Here is a 16305-nt window from a genome sequence, read left to right on the forward strand (position 1 = left end):
CCGGCTCAGGACGCTGTGACCTCCTTCACATTGTCGTCGCTGTTGCGGTCGATGTAGGTGTTGTACGGATCGATCCCGGCGAAGCTGGGCTTTTGCCTGCTAATCAGAAGGAAGCGCTGCGTGCCCGAGCGGAGCTGCTGGCGACCCATAAGCACAACGTCCGAGGGCGCAAAGGCACCGAGACCCGGCCGCGCGGTAAACAGCCCGATCGCGACCGGCTCGTTTAAGGCCGCGCGGGTCTCCTCGCCCTTGCCGCTCGCATAGGTCTTGGCCGCCGAGACGGTCAGCGCCGTCTGCCAGCCGCCCGCCACCTTGCGCGTGGTCGCATCGACCAGCTTCAGGTCGTAGAGCGTGATGCGCCCGAACAGGTCGTCGATCAGCTTCTGGTCGGCCGGGGTCTTCGCCTCCGCGCGGAACTCGGCGATGAGGTCAGTCGAGCGCGGGTAGGGCGGCCCCTTGAACCGCCACTTGGCAACGAAGCGGGACAGCGCGCGGTCGACCGCCGCCTCGCCGAGCCGTTCCTGCAACAGGTACATCGCCACCGCGCCCTTGCGGTAGTGGATGTAGCCTTGGTTCTCGACCCGCTCGAGCGGCACTTCCTCGACCACCTCGCCCTTGCGGTTGCTGAGGTAATTGTCGAGCTCGTACTTGAGGAAGCGGCGGATCTTGTCCGCTCCGTACATGCGCTTCATCACCATCAACGCGCTGTACTGCGCCAGCGTCTCGGTGGTCATGGTCGCGCCCTGCATGTCGGCGCCCGCCTCCTGGTGGGCCCAGTACTGGTGCGCCATCTCGTGGGCGACGACATAGCTGGTGAAGTCGATCTTGGTCGGGTCGGTGGTGTTCGCGTTGAACCCGATCGTTTCCGAATAGGGCATGGTCCCGGCGAACGCCTGGGCGAAGCTCTGATAGCCCGGAAATTCGATGATCCGGGCATAGTTGAACTGGTAGGGCCCGAAGTGCGCACGGTAATAGTCGAGCGCATTGCCCATCGCGGTCAGCATCCGCGCGACGTTCTCGTCATGCCCGCGATGGTAGAAGACCTCGAGCGCGATCCCGTTGTGCTCGCGCCGTGCCACCCGATAGTCCGACGACTGGATCGAGAAGAAGTTCTGGATCGGCGCGGTGCTGACGAACCGCGCGGTCCGGCGCCCGTCGGCGGTCACGTCCGAGACGCGGTTGCCCGGCGCGATCGGGGTCTGGCCCGCCGCGGTGCTGAAGCGGATGTCCGAAGTCACCCAGTCCGTCCGAATATAGTTGTGGCGGGTGGCCGAGAGATCCTCCAGCTTCGCCGGGCGAAGCTCGGGGGTGAGCCCCTGGCGGCGACGCTTGGCGCGATCCGACAGCAGCCCCTGCCGGTTCATTCCGATCGTCGGCGCGAACTCGAAATTATTGGCGAAGGTGCCGTTCTCGATTACGTCGGTGGCCGGTGCGCCGGCGCGGAAGCCGCGCCGCCAGATCTGCGTCTGGAAGTCGAGCCGGGTGTGCGCGCCCGGCGCAAGCGGCCGGTCGAAGCGGTAGACGCGGTAGCCGAACTCCTTGTCGTCGGCGACCAGTCGTGCACCGCCGACCGCCATCCGCTGCACGTCGAGGTCGCGGCTGCCCTGGCGGACGTGGACCTCGCCGAGCGGCCGGTCGGTCCGGTTGACGAGGTCGTACGACCCGCTTACCAGCATCCGCCGCTGGGTCGGGTAGAGCGCCACGTCCATGTCGACATGGTCGACCGAGGGCTGCGGCAGCGCCTCGTTCCTGAGATATTTGCGCTCGAACGCTGCCTGATAGGCTTCGACTTCGTCGTCAGTTTCGTAGCGGTTGAGCTGCTTGATGTTGTGATAGGTGAAGGCGCCGGTGCCGGCCATGACCAGCGCGGCGACGGCGGCTATCGCCAGCGGCACCCGCGCGGTTGACTGGCCGAAGCGGCGCGCCCGGACCTTAAGCCCGACGTCCGTCCCGCGGGGCCACAGCAGATGGGCGAGCGCGACGAGGATCGCGGCGAAGCACAGCCAGTAGAACTGGAAGGTCAGCGAGCCGTGCCAGAAGCTGCCCTGGCCGTTGAAGTCGCTGAGCGGAACCGACGGTCCGGCGGCATAGGTGTAGAGAGGGTTGGACCAGCCCATGTTCGACAGGAAGATGCTGCCGACGAACCAGACGAACAGGATACCCCACCCGATATATTTGTTCGGGCTGAGCACCTGCACCACGACCGCCAGCACCGCGATCAGCAGCCCATCGATCGCGGCAGGCAGGATGAACCAGGCGAGATAGGCGCCGATGTCGAGATCGCGGCTGCCTTCGACGATCTGGTAGAAGAGCCCGGTCACCATCGCGGCGAGATTGACGACCAGCAGCACGACGAAGATCGCCAGCACCTTCGGCAGGGTCATGACCCAGCTCGGAACCGGGGTCGAATCGAGCAGCTCGTTGAACTTGCGGTCGCGCTCACGCCACACCAGCTCGCCGCCGTAGAAGGCGGCGATCATCAGGAGCACGATCGAGAAGCCGTTGCGGATCGTGCCGATCACCCCGGCCAGCGTTGGAAAGTCGCTGGTCCCGTAGGCTGAGCGGCCAAGCCACAGCCCGGCGGCAGTCTGGGTGACCGCGAACAGCGCCAGCACGATCAAGCCGGGGCTGGTCAGCACCTGCCGCACCTCGGTCCGTAGCCGGCTGCCAAACTGGACCATCCGCTCGGGCACGAGATCGCGCGAGACAACGCGGCTGCCGGACGTGTCCGGCGTTACCGCCGCCGCCTTCGCCGTCTTCTCGTCACGCCGTGCCAGCCGGCGGAGCCGCCGCTTAGACGGGGCGCGCTCGGTCATCGAGAAGCGCCAGACGGTGAAGCCGAGAAAGATGACGCCCAGCGCGATCGTCCACAGCCGATTGAACAGGAGCACGCCCGACAGGTCGAGCAGCCGGCTGTTGAGCTCGGCCTGCGTCCAGTAGCGTTGGGCGAGGCTGAGCGCGCCCATGCCGATCGGCTCGAACCGCGCGAAGGTCTCGCGATATTCGATCTTCTGGCCGACGATGCTGGTGGTGACGAGATAGGACATCACCAGCAGCACCGCGCCGATGTAGGCTGCGAGCATCGAGCGCAGGTTGGTCGCCAGCGCGAACAGCAACGCGCTGATCATGAACAGGTTGGGCACGGCGAAAAGGAGGAAGTTCCAAGCGTAGAAGCTGAGCTTCTGCGGCCCGAGCGTCTCCGGGTCGACCCACAGCATGACCGAGCCGGCCGCCATGCCGAGCGGGAGCGCGAGATATCCGAGCCACGCGACGACGAGCCCACCAAGGAAGCGACCGAACACGATCTGGCGGCTGGTGACCGCTGTCGCGCGGACGATCGGCGCGAAGCCGCTGGCGTCGTCGCGGACGATGGCGTTGGCGACAAAGGCGGTGATCACGAAAAGGTAGAAAAGGCTCAGGATTGCCGTCGCGATGGCGATGGCCGAGGGCGCGTTCTCGTGCACCCCGCCGGGGGTACCGACGCTGACATTCTCGCTCGCCGTGATGCCGAAACCGAGTAGGAAGAAGAGCGCGAGCGCGACCCAGAAGACCGGGTTGCGCAGCTGGTAGCGGATCTCGAACCGCATGATCCCGAAGGTCATCGCCGAAGTCTCCTCAAGCCGCGCGGCGGAGCGTGGAGAGGGTCGAGAAGTAGACGTCCTCGAGCCCGCCCTCGACCGGGTCGAACCCGTCCGGCCGCTCGCTTGAGAGGACGTGGACGATGGTATTGCCGGCGAACAGCCGGGTCGAGATCACCTCGTGCTGATCCTGGAAATCGGCGAGCTCGCCATGGTTGATCGCCTTGCGCCAGACCCGTCCGCGGGTGGAGGCGATGAGGTCGGCCGGCCGCCCCTCGAGCTGGAGCCGCCCGCCCGCCAGCACCGCCATCCGCGGGCAAAGGTCGGCGACGTCGTCGACGATGTGGGTCGAGAGGATCACCACGACATTGTCGCCGATCGCGGCGAGCAGGTTGAGGAAGCGGTTGCGCTCCTCCGGGTCTAGCCCGGCGGTCGGCTCGTCGACGATGATCAGTTCGGGGTTGCCGATCAACGCCTGGGCGATCCCGAAGCGCTGGCGCATGCCGCCCGAGAAGCCGGCGATGGCCTTGTCGCGCACCGCCCAAAGGTTCGTCTGATTGAGCAAGGTCTCGACCACCGCCTTGCGGTCGGCCTTGCCGGTGATGCCCTTCAGCACCGCCATCTGGTCGAGCATCGCATAGGCCGACACCCGCGGGTAGACGCCGAAGTCCTGCGGAAGGTAACCGAGCGTCCGTCGCAGCCGCTCGGGCTCGGCGAGCACGTCGATGTCGCCGAAACGGATGGAGCCGGCAGTCGGTGCCTGCAGGCTGGCGACCGTGCGCATCAGGGTCGACTTGCCCGCGCCATTGGGCCCGAGCAGACCGAACATCCCGCGCGGGATCGACAGGTTGACGTCGTCGAGCGCCTTGGTGCCGTTGGCGTAGGTGTGCGACAGGCCAGCGATTTCGAGCATTCTTCCCCCCAGACGAATGGCGCGCCAATACGGGCCGCTGTCAGTGAGACTGCCAAGATCGAACCGAACCGGCAATGCCGCTTCGACATTCCGACGAACGACCGGGAGGTCATCGCGATCGGGGTAGGCAGCAGGGTAGTTGCGGCAGATTTGTCACGTTCGACGGCCCCGCTGCCGCCCGGGTCGTGTAAGCCTGAACCTCTTGTTGTTGGGTAAGGATCGCCGCTCTAGAGCGGGGTCGTGGTACGGCGTCTCCTCCAGTCAGTCCCGGGCTCGAGCCGCAACTTGCGCACGAAGGGCATGCTGCTCGGCGTTGCCTGCATCCTGCTGATCATCCTCATCGGCATCCTACAACTACAGGTGGTGTGGGGAGAGAGCCGGCTGCTGGCGCAGGTACAGGAGAGCAATGCGCGCCACCGCACCGTCGCCTCCTATCTCTCGCTCCTGCAGGACGTCGAGACGGGACAGCGTGGCTATGTGGTGACCGGCAAGCCCGAGTTCCTCCAGCCGTTCGAGCATAGCGCCAGGCTGATTGGGCCGATCGAAGCCGAGTTGGTCGACTTCTACAAACCCCACAGCCCGGAAGGGCGGGATGTCGCCATCCTTGTCCGGCTCGGCCAGGCCAAGCTCGCCTTTTCGCGGCTGGTGATCGCCCGAAGACAGAGCGCTGGCGAAGAAGACGCAGCCGCGATCATCGGCCGCGGCGAGGGCAAGCGGCTGATGGACCGGGCGCGGATCGTCGCCGGTACTGTCGAGCGGCACGAGCGCGAGCATGCCAATGCGCTCGCCTTCGACCATTCGGGCGATCGCCAGCGGCTTCAGCTCGTGATCGTCGTCGCTGAGCTGCTGCTGCTGGCTGCGGCAGCGTCGCTCCTAGGCTCGCTGCTCGCCTCGATCCGCTCGATCGATCGCGCGCGGGACGAAGCCAGTGACAGTGCGCGTCGACAGAGCGCCATCTTCGAGAACGCCAGCGATGCGATGATGCTGCTCGACCACCGCGGCGACATCGAGACGGTGAACGTGGCCGCCGAGCAGCTGTTCGGTCATCCCCGAACAGAGATTATCGGCCGCTCCAATCGATTCCTGTTCGCGCAGCCCCCGCGCGAAGAGGACAGCCTTGCCTACCTCGATCGCCTCGCCCGCGAGGATGCGCGCACCGCCGCGACCCAGAACTTCGCCGGGCGGCGCGCCAACGGCAGCTTCGTCGAGGTCGAGGTGGTCACCACCCCCGTGCGCCTCAATGACGGCCTCCATTTTCTTGCGGTAGCGCGGGACTCGACGGAACGGCGCAAGGTCGAGCGGCTCAAGAGCGAGTTCGTCGCGACCGTCAGCCACGAGCTGCGCACGCCGTTAACTTCCATCGCCGGGTCGCTCGGACTGCTCTCGGGCGGTGCGGCCGGCGCGCTGCCCGACAAGGCGGCACGACTGATTGGGATCGCGCACAGCAATAGCCAGCGTCTGGTCCGCCTGATCAACGACATCCTCGACATCGAGAAAATGGAGAGTGGCAAGGTGGTGTTCGAGCCGCAGCTCCTCCCGGTGGCGGCGCTGCTGGCGCAGGCGGTCCAAGCCAACCTCGGTTTCGCCGACCAGCATGGGGTCGGACTGCTGCTTGCCGAGGTCGCCGACAACGAGAGCATGATCGCCGACCCGGACCGCATGATGCAGGTCCTCACCAACCTTCTTTCCAACGCGATCAAATATTCGCCCAAGAACGGCACGGTGCGGATCACCAGCCATCGCGAGGGCGTTCGCCAGCGGATCAGCATTTCCGACGAGGGACCCGGCATTCCGGACGAGTTCCGCACCCGCATCTTCGGCAAGTTCGCGCAGGCGGACTCGACCGACACCCGGCTGATCGGCGGGACCGGGCTTGGCCTCGCGATCGTCAAGGAAATCGTCGAGCGGTCGGGCGGTCTGGTGTCGTTCGACAGCACGCCGGGGCAGGGCACCACCTTCCACATCGACCTGCCGACCCCCTTCGCGCTGCGCCGCCCGGTCGCCGCCGGGGACCAGCGGGTCCGGGCCGGGGACAAGCGCTGCCAGATCCTCCATGTGGAGGACGACGCAGACACGCTGCGGCTTGTCGCCAGCGCCTTCGACGGGCTGGCCGACGTCCATTCAACGCCAAGCGCGCAAGAGGCCCAGGCCTCGCTCTACCGCTTCCACTACGACGCGGTGATCCTCGACGTGACGATGCGCGATGGCAGCGGGCTCGATCTCGTCCCGCTGATCAGCGAGCTGGAGGGCGAGACGCCGATCGTGCTGTTCACCGCCGCCGACATCGGTCCTGCGACGCGCGCCGGGGTCGACGGGGTTCTCATCAAGTCGCGCTCGACCCTGGCGGACCTTGTCGCCACCGTGGAGCAGCTGCTGCACGGCGAACGGGAGCTGGCGGCCGAATGACGAGCAAGATCCTTTATGTAGACGACGAGGCGGACATTCGCGAGTTGGCCTGCTTCGCGCTAGAACTGGACTCCGATTTTGACGTCCGCGACTGCGGCTCCGGGGCCGACGCGCTGGAGCTGGTGGCGGACTGGCGCCCCGACCTCGTCCTGCTCGACGTGATGATGCCGGCGATGGACGGGCCGACCACGCTTGCCCGGCTCCGCGAGGGTCCCGGAACGATGGCCGATGTCCCGGTCGTGTTCATCACCGCGCGGACCCAGACGGCGGAGGTCGAGCATCTCCGCTCGCTGGGCGCGGTTGGGGTGATAGGGAAGCCGTTCGATCCGATGACGCTGGCCGGGCAGGTCCGCGCCTTCCTGCCATGACCTTCGACGATTTCCGCCGCCGCTACCGAGAGAAGTGCGCGGGCGAGCTCGAGCCGCTCCGCGCCGCGCTGGCGGACGGGGACGAGCAACGCCTGCGGGATATCGGGCATCGCTTTGCCGGCAACGGCGGGACGTTCGGCTATCCGGTGCTCAGCGATCTCGGCGCGGCGCTCGAGCAGGCGGTGGAGGAGCGGGCGGACCAGGCCGCGATCGCCGCCGCTGCACGCGCGCTCATGTCCGAGCTGGAGGCGACGGCTCGGCACTCGTAAAGCCCTTGCGGGTCATGGTTCCCCAGCCTTGCTTTTTGCGGAAGAATTGGAACATCCCCCATATCCGCCATAGATTGCTGAGCTGGCGGTAGCCGAAGTTCTCGACGATCGCGACGGCGGTCAGGATGATGAGGTCGCTGGCGCGGGGGAAGCGGCGGAGCTCGAACTCCTCGAGGATCAGCGTCGCCACGCTGACGAAGATGCCGAAGGTGAAGGTGATCGCCAGGAAGGCGAGCAGATATTCGACCGCGAGCAGCCCGACCGCCCACAGCAGCGGCACCAGCGCATAGCCGACCACCTCGACCACCGGCCCCATCACGTCGACGATCATGACCTGCCCGAAGCCGATGAAGCCGATCCGCCCGTAGCGCGGGTTGAACAGCATGTCCCTGTGCTTGGCGAAGGTCTCGAGCGCCCCGCGCTGCCAGCGCGAGCGCTGCCGGCCAAGAATGGTGAGATCCTCCGGCGCCTCGGTCCAGCAGACCGGCTCCGGGATGAACTCGATCCGATATTCCTGCTTCAGGTCGCGCATGTGGCGATGGAGCTTGACCACCAGCTCCATGTCCTCGCCGACCGTGCCGTGGCTGTAGCCGCCGACCTCGAGCGCGAGCCGCCGCCGGAACAGCCCGAACGCGCCGGAGATGACGGTCAGCACCTGCATCCGGCTGAGCGCCAGCCGCGCCATCAGGAAGGCGCGCAGATATTCCATGATCTGAACGAGCGCGAGGAAGTTGGTGGGAAGGCGGACGCTCGTCACCCGCCCGGCGGCGATGTGGCTGCCGTTGGCGAGGCGGATCGTGCCGCCGACCGCGACCATCTTCTCCGGCTCCTCGACGAAGGGCCGGACGGCGCGGATCAGCGCGTCGCTCTCGAGCAGGCTGTCGGCATCGATCGAGCAGAAGAGGGGCGAGCGGGCGACGTTGATCCCGGCGTTGAGCGCGTCCGACTTGCCGCCATTCTCCTTGTCCACGACCAGCAGGCGCGGCAGTCGCGGCGACGCGTAGAGGCCGCGGATCGGCTGATGCTGGACGGTGAGGTCGTGGTAGCGGTCGACCCGCTCCAGCCCGAAATGGCCGAGCAGCCGGGCGAGCGTGCCGTCCTTCGATCCGTCGTTGATGACGATCACCTCGAAGTCGGGATAGTGAAGGGCGAGCAGCGAGTTGACGCTCTCGACGATCGTCACCTCCTCGTTGAAGGCCGGGGCGAGCACGGCGATCGGCGGCGCCTGCTCGGCATAGCGCTGCCACAGCTGCGAGGAGCGGACGACGGGCGGTCGCTGCGCCAGCGACAGGCCGGCGAAGCCGAGCTGGACGATGTAGAAGCCGATCTGCAGCAGCCCCGTCCCGATCACCACCAGCGCGATGATCTCGGCGGAGGCGACCGCCCACCCGGACCATTCGATGTCCATCATGCCGGCACGCCCTGTTCGGCGAGGGTCAGCCGCGCCGCGTCGCGGGCCCGCTCGGTGCCGCAGCGCGCGGTCTCGCCGAGCAGCCGGCGACCGGGTTCGCCCAGCCGGACCAGCGCCTCGCCGGCGCGGAAGCGGACCCACCAGTCGCCATCGTCGAGCATGGCGAGCAGCTTGTAGGAGAGTTCGTAGAGGCAGATCTTGCCCGCCGCCTCGGCCGCGGCGGCGCGGACGTACCAGGTCGGGCTGGCGAGATATTTGGTGACCGCGGGAGTGCCCGCCGGGTGCTGGAAGTTGCCGAGCACGCGAAGGTAGCGGGGCAGTTCCTCGCCGGACGGGTCGGCCGCCAGCGCGAGCGCGTTCACCACGGGCACGAGGCTGTAGTCGCCGGTCGCGCCGAGCGCCTCGATCGCGGCGGCCTTGACCGGCGGCGGCACGGCCGGATCGTCGATCAGCGCGCGCACCTCCGCTTGGCGTTCGCGGGCGATGTCGGCGAGCAGGCTGGTAATGAGCAGGCTGCGTTCGCTGGTGCCGAGCCGCAGCCGTTCGACCAGCAGGCCGACCGGAGGCGCGCGGTTGGAGTGGGCGAGCGCCAGCGCGGCGGCGAGGCGGACGTCGGGGCTGCGATCGTCCAGCGCGGCCTCGAGCGCGGCGGCGCTGTGATCGTCGGGGAAGTCGCCGAGCACCTCGGCGGCGGTGATCCGGGTGCGGGTCGCCCCCTTGATCAGCCGGCGGCGGAGCTCGGCGTCGATCCCGAGGCGGGTGGCGGTGGCGATGAACTGGTCACGCTCCTCGCCGCGCACCAGCTGGATCAGCTCGAGGCTGAGCTCGCCGAGCAGGCGCGGCGATTCCTGGCTGAGCTGCGCCAGCTCCTCCTCGCTGCCGTCGCCGAGCAGCAGTGACAGGAAATGCCGGCGTTTCGCGACCAGCGCCTCGTGGCGATGCCCGGCGACGATCCGGGCAAGGATCAGCACCACCATGATCATGATCGCCGCCGACGACAGCAGCAGCGAGGTGCCCCAGAGCTGGCGAAGCGCGATCAGAACCGAACCCCGAGACCGAGCGAGAGATCGGTCCGGCTCGGGCCGAGGCTCTGGTCGACATGTGCCGCGGAGAGGCGCAGCTCGTGGCGGGGGTCGAGGGTGGCGGCGACCCCGCCGAAGACGGTCGTCACGCGGGTGACGATCCCTTCCGACGTGTCGGGCGCGCGGGCGGCGCCGGCGAACAGGCGCAGCCGCTCGCTGGCCTGGACGTCACCGCGGCCGAGCAGGCCGCTGCGATGCCGACCGTCGGCGAACAGGTTGATCCACTGGGCGGTGACCCAGGCGCGCCCGCCCGCGACATATTGCTGGACGCCGGGGACGAGGGTCTCGACCCGGCCGCTGGCGTAGCGCGCGGCGCGGGCGTCGAGGGTGAGCACGGTCGCCCGGCCACCGTCGGTCAGGCGCGCGGCGAGGCCGCCGCCGAGCTGCCAGCGGGGGCGGTAGTCGGCGCCCGGCGTGCCGCCGGCGCTGGCGTAGAGGTCGACCCGCGGCGACACGCGCGCATCCACCCGCACCTCGCCATAGGTGTCGTCGAGCCCAAAGCGGCGGGTCGCCTCGATGCGGCCGGTGAGCGCGGTGCGCGCGTCGAGCTGGTAGCGCAGCTGGCCGTCGAGCTCGCGCCAGTCGGGTTGCCCGCGGACCGCGCTGGTGCCGGCATCGAGGTCGAGCCGCCAGCGCGGAACGACCTCGGCGCGGCGGCGGCGGGCGAGCGCGAGCCCGTCGCGCGCATCGGCATAGCCCGGAGCGCGGCGGAGCACTTCTGTGAAGGCGGCCGCGGCCGCGTCGGACCGGCCGAGCGCGAGCAGCGCATAGCCATATTGAACGCGCGCATCGACATTGCCGGGCTCGGCGGCGAGCAGCGGCTCGAGGAGCTGGACCGCGTCCTCGGGTCGGTGTGCCCGCCGCGCGGCAACGGCGCGATCATAGGCGGTCGGGTCCACCGCGGTGACGGGCAGGGGGGCGGCCGCGAGGGCCGCGGAGACCAGCAGAAGGACGGGCATCAGCGCGCGATCAGCCGCAACAGCCGAGCCGCCAGCTCCTCGGGGATGAACGGCTTGGCGAGGTAGTCCGAGGCGCCGATCTCGAGCGCCTCGACGATGTCGCGCTCCTGCTTGCGCGCGGTGAGCATCAGCACGGGGAGCGCGCTGCCCTCGTCGCTCTCGCGGATCCGGCGGAGCACCTCGAAGCCGTCGACGACGGGCATCATCGCGTCGAGCACCACCGCGTCCGGCCGTTCCGCCGCGATCGCGTCGAGCGCTTCGCGGCCGTCGCGGGCGAGGCGGACGCCGAACCCCTTGCGGCTCAGCCGATGGTGAAGAAGATCGAGCAGCAGCTCGTCATCATCACAGACCAGCACCTGACGCAAAGCATGACCCATGACGCAACCCGCGGCTGTGGGGCGGCCCGAGCGACTTCCCCGGCGGAAGCGCTATCGGACTAATGGTTAACAGCTTACCAAACCCCCGTTCAGGAGCCAGTTTCTAACCCGAACCCGCAAGAGTGTTGCATCCGCTTCGGTGGGAAAACCGGATTGTCGGAAAAGCGCGTCCGGGCCGCAACAGTCGGCTTGGCGACGGAGCGCGGCGCAACCCGGTCGACCGGGCGCGGCAAAGCGCCTAGCAGGGCCGCGATGAACCCCCTGTTCGAACAGATGCCGACGTCCGTGTTCGAGCGAATGAGCCTTGCCGCGACCGAACATGGCGCGGTCAACCTCGGCCAGGGCTTTCCCGACTTCGGCTGGCCGCCCGAGATCCTCGCGCAGGCGGCCGAGGCGCTGCTCCACCAGAGCAACCAGTATCCGCCCTCGCGCGGGCTGCCGCGGCTGCGCGAGGCGGTCGCCGACCATTACCGGCGCCACCAGGGACTGGCGCTCGGCAGCGACCATGTGGTGGTCACCAGCGGCGCGACCGAGGCGCTGGCGGCGGCGATCCTCGCGCTGGTCGAGCCGGGCGACGAGGCAATCATCTTCGCGCCCGCCTACGACGCCTACGCCCCGCTGGTGCGGCGCGCGGGCGGGGTGGTGCGCGAGGTCAAGCTGGCGGCGCCGGGCTGGCGGATCGAGGAGCAGGCGGTCGAGGCCGCGGTGAGCGACCGGACGCGCGTGATCATCGTCAACAATCCGCACAACCCGACCGGCCGTCTGTTCGGCCGCGACGAACTGCAGGCGATCGCCGCGGTCGCGCAGCGGCACGACCTCATCGTCATCACCGACGAGGTGTGGGAGCATCTGCTGCTGGGGAGCGAGCCGTTCGTGTCGATGGCGGCGCTGCCGGGCATGGCGGAGCGGACGATCAAGTGCGGGTCGGCGGGCAAGATCTTCTCGCTGACCGGGTGGAAGATCGGCTGGCTGGTCGCGCCGCCCGGGCTGGCGCGGGTGCTGACCCGGGCGCACCAGTATCTCGCCTTCGCCAGCCCGCCCAACCTCCAGCAGGCGGTGGCGTGGGGGCTGGCCGAGGGCGATGCCTGGCTGGCGCCGATGCGGGCCCGGTTCGCGCGCGGCCGTGACCGGCTCGCGGCGGGGCTGGCCGCCGCCGGCTATGCCGTCCTGCCGAGCGAGGCGACCTATTTCTGCTGCGTCGACCTCGCCGCCTCGGGGCTGGCGCCGGACGACGAGGCGTTCGCGCAGGCGGCGGTGGAGCAGGCGGGGGTTGCGGTGATCCCGCTCAGCCCCTTCTACGAGGAGGCGCCCGAGCGCGGCTTCGTCCGGCTCTGCTTCGGCAAGCAGGACGCGACGCTCGATGCGGGGATCGCCGCGATGACCAAGGCCAGGGAGCTTGCCCGATGACGACCGCCGGCGACGACGCCCGACTGATCCTCGAGCGGCTCGGCATCGGCGGCGGGGCGGGGCTCGACAGCCGCTCGCCGATCGACGGCTCGCTGCTCGGCTCGGTGAGCGCGGCGGGGGCGGCGGAGAGCGGGGCGGCGTGCGACGCCGCCGCGACGGCGTTCCGGCGCTGGCGGAGCGTCCCCGCGCCCCGCCGCGGCGAGCTGGTCCGGATGATCGGCGAGGAGCTTCGGCGCGAGAAGGAGACGCTGGCGCGGCTGGTGACGCTCGAGGCGGGCAAGATCGTCCAGGAGGGGCTGGGCGAGGTCCAGGAAATGATCGACATCTGCGACTTCGCGGTCGGGCTGTCGCGGCAGCTCTACGGGTCGACCATCGCCTCCGAGCGGCCCGAGCACCGGATGATGGAGCAATGGCATCCGCTCGGGCCCGTGCTGGTCATCTCCGCCTTCAACTTCCCGGTCGCGGTCTGGGCGTGGAACGCGGCGCTGGCGCTGGTGTGCGGCGATCCCGTCATCTGGAAGCCGAGCGAGAAGACGCCGCTGACCGCGGCCGCGACGATGGCGCTGGTCGGCCGCGCGCTCGAGCGGTTCGGGGCGGACGCGCCGCCGGGACTGGTGCAGTGCCTGCAGGGCGGGCGCGCGCTGGGCGAGCGGCTGGTCGACGACCCGCGGATCGCGCTCGTCTCGGCGACCGGGTCGACGGCGATGGGGCGCGCGGTCGGCCCGCGGGTCGCGCAGAGGTTCGGGCGGGTGCTGCTCGAGCTCGGCGGCAACAATGCGATGATCGTCGCGCCCTCGGCGGACCTCGAGCTGGCGGCGCGGGCGATCCTGTTCAGCGCGGTCGGGACGGCGGGCCAGCGCTGCACCACGCTGCGCCGGCTGATCGTCCACGAGAGCGTCGCGGCTGAGCTGAGCGGGCGGCTGGTCCGGCTCTTCGCGGGAATTGCGGTCGGCGATCCGCGCGACCCGGGGACCCTCATCGGGCCGCTGATCGACGCGTCCGCCTTCGCTGCGATGCAGCGGTCGCTGGACGAGTGGCGCGCGGCCGGGGCGCGGGTCCATGGCGGCGAGCTGGCCGAGGGACCGGACGGCGGCTGCTACGTTCGCCCGGCGCTGGTCGAGCTGGAGCCGCGCCACGGCAACCCGCAGCGCGAGGTGTTCGCGCCGATCCTCCAGCTGATGCGCTACAGCGCGCTGGAGGAGGCGATCGCGCTCAACAACGCGGTGCCGCAGGGGCTGAGCTCGGCCATCTTCACCACCGACCTGCGCGAGGCCGAGCGGTTCCTCGCCGCGGCGGGCTCGGACTGCGGGATCGCCAACGTCAACATCGGGCCGTCCGGGGCCGAGATCGGCGGGGCGTTCGGCGGCGAGAAGGAGACGGGCGGCGGCCGGGAGAGCGGCTCGGACTCGTGGCGCGCCTACATGCGGCGGCAGACCAGCACGGTGAACTACGGAACCGACCTGCCGCTGGCGCAGGGCATCCGCTTCGACGTCGCGCCCTGAGCGGGGGTCAGGCGGCGAGCAGCTCGTTCCAGCGTTCGGGCAAGGCGGCGGACCAGGGGGCGAGCCGCTCGGGCTCGAGCGGGGCGGCGACCAGATACCCCTGGACCACGTCGCAGCCGAGATCGCGGAGGAGGCGGAGCTGCTCGGCGGTCTCGACCCCTTCCGCGGTGACGGTCAGGCCGAGCCCGTGCGCGAGGTCGATCATCGCCTTGACGATCACCCGGCTGTCGCGGCTCTCCGGCGCGTCGGCGACGAAGAAGCGGTCGATCTTGACCTCGGTGAAGGGAAGCTGGCGGAGCTGCATCAGGCTCGAATAGCCGGTTCCGAAGTCGTCGATGGCGAGGCCGATGCCCTTGATCCTGAAGCGGGTCAGCGTGTCCATCAGCTTGATCAGCGGCTGGGTCGCCCCCTCGGTGAGCTCGAGCACCAGCCGGTCGGCCGGGACCTCCAGCGCGCGGCACATCCGCTCGACCAGGTCGGGGAAATCGAGGTGCTGCAGCGACAGCGCGGAGATGTTGAAGGCGAGGCAGGTGTCGAGCCCCTCGCCGCACCAGGCGAGCCACTGGCGGAGCGTGGTGCGCAGCCCCCACTGGGTGAGCGGGTCGATGAGGCCGTGGCGCTCGGCCAGCGGGACGAAGCGGGAGGGCGGGACGCTGCCGTAGCGGCTGTCCTCCCAGCGGACGAGGGCCTCGACCCGGACCAGCTTGCCATCCGACAGCCGGACCTTGGGCTGGTAGACCATCGACAGGCGATTGTTGATGAGGGCTCGCTCGAAGCCGTCCAACAGCCCGCGTTCGAGGCCGACGCGCATCAGTTCGCCGGCGTGGGCTTCAACCGGGTGAAGAGATCCTCGAGCGCCTCGAGCCGGGCCGGCTTCTCGAGCGGCCCGACCATGGTCAGCCCGAGCGCCTCGCCGAGGCGGAACGCGCTCTCCAGCACCCGCCGGTCGAACCCAGAGATGATCAGCACCGGGCCGTCGAACTGGTTCTCGGCCAGCAGGCGGAGCAGCTCGACTCCATCCATTTCGGGCATGCCCAGGTCCAGCGCGACCATGTCCGGCCGCTCCGTCGTGAATTGCGAAAAGAAATCACGCTGATCGCGCGCAACCATCGGCTTATAGCCGCAATGACGCGCCGCCGCGGCGACGTAATCGGCGAGTGCCGGTTCGTCGTCGATCAGCAGCAGCCGTGGCTGCTCCATCAAATCACCCTCATGATCGAACGTGTTGGGCGTTTTGATTGAGCGCGTCAAACGCCCAGTCGTTCCCGAAACGGAGTTTTAACCCGTTGGGCCGAAAACGGGGTGCAACAGTCCGCTAACGGGAAGACTTCATGCTGGCATCTCTCCTGCGACGGAGGTCGCACCGGACGTCCGAACAGGACGAGGCGGCCTTCGAGTCGACCACCTTCTCGCTGTCGACCGCGGTGCCGCGGCCGGCCGAGCGGCGCGTCGACGATCGCCTCCTGCCGCTGCTCCGCGTCGCCAAGCTGATCGCCAGCGACCATGAGCAGCTTATCCGGGTCCGCAACATCTCCGCGGGCGGGCTGATGGCCGAGACCAGCCGCGAGGTGAAGGTCGGCGAGAAGATCGAGCTGGAGTTCTCGACCCAGAAGATCCCCTCGACCATCGTCTGGACGCGCGAGGGCACCTGCGGGCTCAAGTTCGACCAGAATGTCGACCTCGGCGAGCTGCTCGCCGGGCGCAAGCCGCGCCACGGCTTCCGCCCGCGGCCGCCGCGGCTGGAAGTCGACTGCAAGGCCTCGATCCGGGTCGGCAAGGTCTATTACACGGTCGACGTCCACGACATCTCGCTGGGCGGGATGAAGGTCATGCCTATCGAGGAATATTGCCTCGGCAAGGACGTGGTGGTGGTGGTCGAGAGCCTCCGGCCGATCCGCGGCAGCATCCGCTGGTTCTGCGACCGCCGGGCCGGGATCGTGTTCGACGAACCGCTGAGCTTCGACGAGCTGGCCGAGTGGGTCGGCAAGCGGCTCGAGCTCGCCAGCCTCAAGGCCAGCTACAAGCGCCACTGA

The 16305-nt window shown here is 69.1% G+C and carries 14 protein-coding genes; 6 read left to right on the plus strand and 8 right to left on the minus strand.

What is annotated here, in order from left to right; genetic code table 11:
- Positions 1 to 5 precede the first annotated feature (5 nt).
- Both HMF7854_RS07455 and HMF7854_RS07460 read right to left on the minus strand, forming a co-directional pair.
- Positions 6 to 3602, minus strand: coding sequence for an ABC transporter permease/M1 family aminopeptidase (locus HMF7854_RS07455; RefSeq protein WP_126718520.1), 3597 nt, complete (start codon positions 3600 to 3602; stop codon positions 6 to 8).
- 13 nt (positions 3603 to 3615) lie between these two features.
- Entirely contained in the window at positions 3616 to 4491 is an 876-nt protein-coding gene (locus HMF7854_RS07460) for an ABC transporter ATP-binding protein (RefSeq protein WP_126718521.1), read from the minus strand.
- A gap of 285 nt (positions 4492 to 4776) precedes the next feature.
- On the opposite strand from HMF7854_RS07460, the gene HMF7854_RS07465 reads away from it, so the two are divergent.
- Genes HMF7854_RS07465 through HMF7854_RS07475 form a run of 3 tightly spaced genes read left to right on the plus strand, consistent with a single transcriptional unit; the run spans position 4777 to position 7534 of the window.
- Complete coding sequence (locus HMF7854_RS07465) at positions 4777 to 6897, plus strand: ATP-binding protein (RefSeq protein ID WP_126718522.1); 2121 nt, start codon at positions 4777 to 4779, stop codon at positions 6895 to 6897.
- Positions 6894 to 7265, plus strand: coding sequence for a response regulator (locus tag HMF7854_RS07470; protein WP_126718523.1), 372 nt, complete (start codon positions 6894 to 6896; stop codon positions 7263 to 7265). The genes HMF7854_RS07465 and HMF7854_RS07470 overlap by 4 nt, the downstream gene beginning before the upstream one ends.
- A complete protein-coding gene (locus tag HMF7854_RS07475) occupies positions 7262 to 7534 on the plus strand; it encodes an Hpt domain-containing protein (RefSeq protein WP_126718524.1) in 273 nt (90 codons plus the stop codon). Before HMF7854_RS07470 ends, HMF7854_RS07475 begins: the two co-directional genes overlap by 4 nt.
- On the opposite strand, the gene HMF7854_RS07480 is transcribed toward HMF7854_RS07475, so the two are convergent.
- Genes HMF7854_RS07480 through HMF7854_RS07495 form a run of 4 tightly spaced genes read right to left on the minus strand, consistent with a single transcriptional unit; the run spans position 7497 to position 11363 of the window.
- Complete coding sequence (locus HMF7854_RS07480) at positions 7497 to 8945, minus strand: glycosyltransferase family 2 protein (protein ID WP_221766419.1); 1449 nt, start codon at positions 8943 to 8945, stop codon at positions 7497 to 7499. The genes HMF7854_RS07475 and HMF7854_RS07480 overlap by 38 nt on opposite strands.
- Positions 8942 to 9928 carry a HEAT repeat domain-containing protein gene (locus HMF7854_RS07485; RefSeq protein WP_126718525.1) on the minus strand — a complete coding sequence of 329 codons (987 nt, stop codon included), beginning with the start codon at positions 9926 to 9928 and terminating at the stop codon, positions 8942 to 8944. The genes HMF7854_RS07480 and HMF7854_RS07485 overlap by 4 nt, the downstream gene beginning before the upstream one ends.
- Before the next feature lie 53 nt (positions 9929 to 9981).
- The gene (locus tag HMF7854_RS07490; RefSeq protein ID WP_126718526.1) at positions 9982 to 10986 is read right to left on the minus strand and encodes a YaiO family outer membrane beta-barrel protein; all 1005 of its coding nucleotides are present in this window, start codon (positions 10984 to 10986) and stop codon (positions 9982 to 9984) included.
- Positions 10986 to 11363: a response regulator transcription factor gene (locus HMF7854_RS07495; RefSeq protein ID WP_126718527.1), complete on the minus strand. Its 378-nt coding sequence runs from the start codon at positions 11361 to 11363 to the stop codon at positions 10986 to 10988. The genes HMF7854_RS07490 and HMF7854_RS07495 overlap by 1 nt, the downstream gene beginning before the upstream one ends.
- Before the next feature lie 252 nt (positions 11364 to 11615).
- Here HMF7854_RS07495 and HMF7854_RS07500 point away from each other — a divergent pair, with 252 nt between their 5' ends.
- Both HMF7854_RS07500 and amaB read left to right on the plus strand, forming a co-directional pair.
- Complete coding sequence (locus tag HMF7854_RS07500) at positions 11616 to 12770, plus strand: aminotransferase (protein WP_126718528.1); 1155 nt, start codon at positions 11616 to 11618, stop codon at positions 12768 to 12770.
- Entirely contained in the window at positions 12767 to 14272 is a 1506-nt protein-coding gene (gene amaB, locus HMF7854_RS07505) for an L-piperidine-6-carboxylate dehydrogenase (protein ID WP_126718529.1), read from the plus strand. The genes HMF7854_RS07500 and amaB overlap by 4 nt, the downstream gene beginning before the upstream one ends.
- A 7-nt stretch (positions 14273 to 14279) precedes the next feature.
- Here amaB and HMF7854_RS07510 read toward each other — a convergent pair whose 3' ends face one another.
- Both HMF7854_RS07510 and HMF7854_RS07515 read right to left on the minus strand, forming a co-directional pair.
- A complete protein-coding gene (locus HMF7854_RS07510; RefSeq protein WP_126718530.1) occupies positions 14280 to 15083 on the minus strand; it encodes an EAL domain-containing protein in 804 nt (267 codons plus the stop codon).
- Positions 15083 to 15472, minus strand: coding sequence for a response regulator (locus HMF7854_RS07515; RefSeq protein ID WP_126718531.1), 390 nt, complete (start codon positions 15470 to 15472; stop codon positions 15083 to 15085). The genes HMF7854_RS07510 and HMF7854_RS07515 overlap by 1 nt, the downstream gene beginning before the upstream one ends.
- 131 nt (positions 15473 to 15603) lie before the next feature.
- Here HMF7854_RS07515 and HMF7854_RS07520 point away from each other — a divergent pair, with 131 nt between their 5' ends.
- A complete protein-coding gene (locus tag HMF7854_RS07520) occupies positions 15604 to 16305 on the plus strand; it encodes a PilZ domain-containing protein (protein WP_126718532.1) in 702 nt (233 codons plus the stop codon).

The organism is Sphingomonas ginkgonis (assembly GCF_003970925.1).
GTDB lineage: Bacteria > Pseudomonadota > Alphaproteobacteria > Sphingomonadales > Sphingomonadaceae > Sphingomicrobium > Sphingomicrobium ginkgonis.